The 5,456-nt window shown below is 73.8% G+C and carries 1 protein-coding gene and 1 pseudogene; both read left to right on the top strand.

The features are described 5' to 3' along the window. A partial coding sequence (locus ACFVUH_RS37140) for an SDR family NAD(P)-dependent oxidoreductase (RefSeq protein ID WP_387918048.1) occupies positions 1 to 3,645 on the top strand: 3,645 nt, incomplete at its 5' end. Between the two features lie 48 nt (positions 3,646 to 3,693). Next, a pseudogene (locus ACFVUH_RS37135) lies at positions 3,694 to 5,456 on the top strand (type I polyketide synthase); the annotation flags it as partial.

The raw sequence follows: 5,456 nt of genomic DNA, 5'->3' as shown, positions 1-5,456 counted from the left end.
GCCTTCATCGACCTCGCCCTCCACGCCGCCCACCACACCAACACCCCCACCATCGACGAACTCACCCTCCACACACCCCTGACCCTCACCACCGAGACCACCCTCCAACTCCAGGTCAACATCACCCCGCCGGACGAGACGGGCAACCGCGCGGTGACCGTCCACTCGCGCCCGGTCGCCACCGATGACGCCGACAACCCCGACTGGACACTGCACGCCTCCGGCCGGCTGACCGCGGACGCGGGCACGCCGCTCCCGGCGGCCGAGGCCTGGCCGCCGCCGGGAGCGACGCCCGTCAACACGGCGACGCTCTACGACGACCTGGCGGACATCGGCCTGACCTACGGCCCGGTCTTCCAAGGCCTGTCCGCCGCCTGGCGGCAGGGCGAGGAGGTGTACGCCGAGATCCGGCTGCCGGAGGGGACGGAAGCGCAGGCCGACGGCTTCGGCATCCACCCGGCGCTGCTGGACGCGGCGCTGCACGCGATCGCGCTCGGGTCCCTCGGAGCGGACGCCACCGCCCCGGTGCGGCTGCCGTTCTCGTGGGGCGGGGTGGCCCTGCACGCCACCGGTGCCACGACGGTGCGCGTGCGCGTGGTCCCGACCGAGGGCAACGACACGGTCGCGTTGGAGCTCACCGACACGGCGGGCGCGCCGGTGGCGTCGGTGCAGTCGCTCGCGCTGCGGGCGGTGGACGCCCAGCAGTTGTCGGCGGCGCGGGGCGGGGGCCAGAACTCGCTGTTCCGGCTCGAGTGGTCCGCGCTTCCCGTTTCCGAGGGTTCGGCCACCGCGTCCGCGACCTGGGCGGTGCTCGGCGAGGCCGCGGGGCTGGTCGGAGCCCTGACCGCCACCGGGGCGGAGGTCTCGGCCTTCGCCGACCTGTCCGAACTGCTGGCCGCCGTGACGGCCGGCGAGGCGCCGGTGCCGCAGCTCGTGCTCGCGCCGCTGGGCTCGCCCTTCGTGGCGGCTCCGGCGCTCGACACGGCGTCGACCGCCCACGCGCTGACGCACCGGGCGCTGGCCCTCGTGCAGGAGTGGCTGGCCGCCGAACAGGTGCTGGACGCCCGGCTCGTGGTGGTCACCCAGGGTGCCGTGGTGACTCGGCCCGGCGAGGACACGGCCGATCTGGCCTCGGCGACGGTGTGGGGACTGGTGCGTACGGCCCAGTCGGAGAGCCCGGACCGGCTGATGCTGCTGGACGTGGACGGGCGCGGGACGTCGCTCGACGCGCTGGCCTCCGCCCTGGCGGGTGTCGACGAGCCGCAGCTGGCGTTGCGCGACGGCGCCGTGCATGTGCCCCGGCTGGCGCGCGCGGCGTCGGGCAGCGCCCTGGCCGTACCGGCGGAGGGGCCGTGGCGGCTCGACGTGACGAGTATGGGCACCCTGGACAACCTCACGCTGCGGCCGGCGCCCGAGGCGCTGCGGCCGCTGGAGCCGACCGAGGTGCGGCTGGCGGTGCGGGCGGCGGGCCTGAACTTCCGCGATGTGCTGATCGCCCTGGGGATGTACCCGGGCGAAGTGCCGATCGGCGGCGAGGCGGCCGGTGTGGTGACCGAGGTCGGTTCGCGGGTGACGCGGCTGGCGCCCGGTGACCGGGTGATGGGCCTGGTGCCGGCGTCGATCGGCCCCGTGGCGATCACGGACCACCGCTGGCTGACCCGGATGCCGGCCGGGTGGAGCGCGGCGCAGGCCGCCACGATCCCGGTGGTGTGCCTGACGGCGTACTACGGCCTGACCGACCTGGCGCGCCTCGAACCGGGCGAGCGGGTGCTGATCCACGCGGGTACCGGCGGCGTCGGCATGGCGGCGATCCAGCTCGCCCGGCACCGCGGGGCGGAGATCTTCGCGACCGCGAGCCCCGGCAAGTGGGACACGCTGCGCGCGCTCGGCCTGGACGACGACCACATCGGGAACTCCCGCACCCTGGAGTTCGAGGACCGCTTCCTGGCGGCGACGGGCGGCGAGGGCTTCGACGTCGTACTGAACTCGCTGGCCCGCGAGTACGTGGACGCCTCGTTGCGCCTGCTGCCGCGCGGCGGCCGCTTCCTGGAGATCGGCAAGACCGACATCCGGGACGCGGGCGAGGTCGCCCGGCGGCATCCGGGCGTGGTGTACCGGGCGTTCGACCTGACGGACGCCGGGCCCGACCGCATGCGGGAGATGCTGGACGAGCTCCTGGAGCTGTTCCAGGCCTCGGCGATGCGTCCGCTTCCCGTGCTCGGCTGGGACGCCCGTTACGCACCGCACGCCTTCCGCCAGCTGCAGCAGGCCCGGCACACGGGCAAGCTGGCGATGACCGTCCCCCGTCCGATCGACCCCGAGGGCACGGTCCTGATCACCGGCGGTACGGGCACGCTGGGATCGCTGGTCGCCGAGCGGCTGGTGACCGGGCACGGCGTGCGGCGCCTCCTCCTGACGAGCCGTCAGGGTCCCGACGCTCCCGGGGCCCGCCGGCTCGTGGACGAACTGGCCGCGCTGGGTGCCGAGGTGACGGTCTCCGCGTGTGACGCCGCAGACCGGGAAGCGCTCGCGGAACTGCTGGCCGCCGTCCCCGACGAGTACCCGCTGACCGCCGTCGTCCACGCGGCCGGTGTGCTCGACGACGGTGTCCTCTCGTCCCTCACGCCCGAAAGCGTGGACCGGGTGCTGCGCCCGAAGGTCGACGCGGCCTGGAACCTCCACGAGCTGACGAAGGACGCCGACCTGGCGGCATTCGTGCTGTTCTCGTCGGTCGCCGGCACCGTGGGCGCTCCCGGGCAGGCCAACTACGCGGCGGCCAACACCTTCCTCGACGCGCTGGCACAGCACCGACAGGCGTGCGGACTGCCCGGCGTGTCGCTGGCCTGGGGGTTGTGGGCACAGGCGAGCGGCATGACGGGAGATCTCGACGGCGCCGACCGGTCGCGGATGGCGCGCGGCGGGTTCGCGCCGCTGCCCACCGAGGAGGGGCTGGGCCTGCTGGACACCGTCCTCCGTACCGGCGCGGACGCCCTGATGGTGCCGACACGACTGGACCTCACGGCGCTGCGGGCCCAGGCGGACACCGCACCTGCGGTGCTGCGCGGCCTGCTGCCGACGACCGCGCGGCGGGCGGCGGGCGGTGCGGGTCCGGCCGGCGCGTCGGCCCTGCTGTCCCGGCTCGCGGGGCTGACGGAGGCGGAACAGGACGACGTCCTCCTGGAGGTGGTGCGCGGCCACATCTCGGCGGTGCTGGGCCACGGGTCCCCGGACGGGATCCCGCCGAGCCGCCCCTTCCAGGACCTGGGGTTGGATTCGCTGACCGCGGTGGAGCTGCGCAACCGGCTCTCGGCCGCGACGGGGCAACGCCTGTCGGCGACCCTCGTCTTCGACTACCCGACCCCGACCGCGCTGGCCGGCCGGCTGCGGACGATGGTCGCCCCCGGCGCCCCGTCCCCCGGCGACGCCGCCCTGGCCGAACTCGACCGCCTGGAGCGGACCTTCCTCGCCATCGCCCCCGACGACGAGACGCACGCCAGGGTCACCGGTCGGCTGCAGGCACTGCTGCGGAAGCTGACCAACGGGCTGGACACGCCGGGCGAGCCCACCGCCGACGACGAGGACCTGGAGTCGGCGACCGATGACGAACTGTTCGACGTGCTCGACAACGAGTTCGGGATCCGTTGAGCCGGTCCGTGGAATCAACACTGCTTCGTGGAAAGGTGTCAACGCCGGATGAATGAGAACAAGCTGCGCGACTATCTCAAGCGGGCGACGGCGGATCTGCGCCAAGCGCATCGCCGCCTGCAGGAGATGGAAGCCAAGGACCACGAGCCCATCGCGATCGTCGGCATGGGCTGCCGCTACCCGGGCGGCGTGAGCTCGCCCGAGGAGCTGTGGCAGGTGGTCGCCGAGGGCCGGGACGTGGTCGGCGACTTCCCGACCGACCGCGGCTGGGACATCGAGGGCTTGTTCGATCCCGACCCCGACGCACCCGGCAAGACGTACGCCCGCCAAGGCGCCTTCATCGACGGCGCCACGGTGTTCGACGCCGACTTCTTCGGGATCAGCCCGCGCGAGGCCCTCGCGATGGACCCGCAGCAGCGACTGCTGCTCGAAACGGCGTGGGAGACCCTCGAACGGTCCGGGATCGCCATCGCGTCGCTCCACGGCAGCCGCACCGGCGTGTTCGCCGGTGTCAGCAGCCAGGACTACCTGCGGCGCCCGCCCGGCGGCCTGGCCTCCGTCGAGGGCTACCTCGGCACCGGCGGCCACCCCAGCGTCACCTCGGGGCGCATCGCCTACACCTTCGGCTTCGAAGGCCCCGCCATCACCCTGGACACCGCGTGCTCCGCCTCGCTCGTCGCCGTCCACACGGCGGCCCAGGCCCTGCGCAACGGCGAGTGCACCATGGCCCTCGCCGGCGGCGTGACCGTGATGGCGACCCCGGGCATCTTCACCGAGTTCAGCCGCCAGCGCGGCCTGGCCCCCGACGGCCGCTGCAAGTCCTTCGCGGACGCCGCCGACGGCACCGCGTGGTCCGAGGGCGCGGGCATGCTCCTGCTGGAGCGGCTCTCGGACGCCCAGGCCAACGGCCACCACGTCATGGGCGTCATCCTGGGCTCGGCGGTCAACCAGGACGGTGCCAGCAACGGCCTCACCGCCCCCAACGGCCCTTCCCAGGAACGCGTCATCCGCCAGGCGCTCGCCAACGCCCGGCTGACCCCCGCCGACGTCGACGCCGTGGAGGCGCACGGCACGGGCACCAGGCTCGGGGACCCGATCGAGGCGCAGGCCCTGCTCGCCACCTACGGCAAGGACCGCCCCGCGAACCAGCCGCTGTGGCTGGGATCCATCAAGTCCAACCTCGGGCACGCCCAGGCCGCGGCCGGCGTGGGCGGCATCATCAAGATGGTCCAGGCGATGCAGCACGGCCTGCTGCCCAAGACCCTGCACGTCGACACCCCGACCCACCACGTCGACTGGGAGGCCGGGGCCGTCTCGCTCCTGACCGAGGCCACCCCGTGGCCCGAGAGCGACCACCCGCGCCGGGCCGGCGTCTCGTCCTTCGGCATCAGCGGCACCAACGCCCACATCATCCTCGAACAAGCACCCGCGACGACCCCCGCAAGCGACTCGCTTCCGGTACTTCCGGTCGTCCCGTGGGTGCTGTCGGGCAAGACCGAGCAGGCCGTGCGCGACCAGGCCGCCCGCCTGGCCGAGCACGTCACCAGCCACCCCGACCAGGACATCACCCGCGTCGCCCACGCCCTGGCCACCACCCGCACCCACTTCGACCACCGCGCCGCCACCACCGGCACCACCCACGACGAACTCCTCACCGGGCTACGCGCCATCGCCGACGGCACCACGACCGTCAGCACCACCAGCGGTGGCACTGGCAAGATCGCGTTCCTGTTCACCGGGCAGGGCTCCCAGCGCAACGGCATGGGCCGCGAACTGTACGACGTCTTCCCCGCGTTCGCCGCCGCCCTCGA

Origin of the sequence: Kitasatospora sp. NPDC058032, from assembly GCF_042885845.1 — a bacterium.
Taxonomy (GTDB): domain Bacteria; phylum Actinomycetota; class Actinomycetes; order Streptomycetales; family Streptomycetaceae; genus Kitasatospora.
The sequence above is the reverse complement of the archived record's forward strand: the minus strand, read 5'-3'. Positions and strand labels throughout refer to the sequence as shown.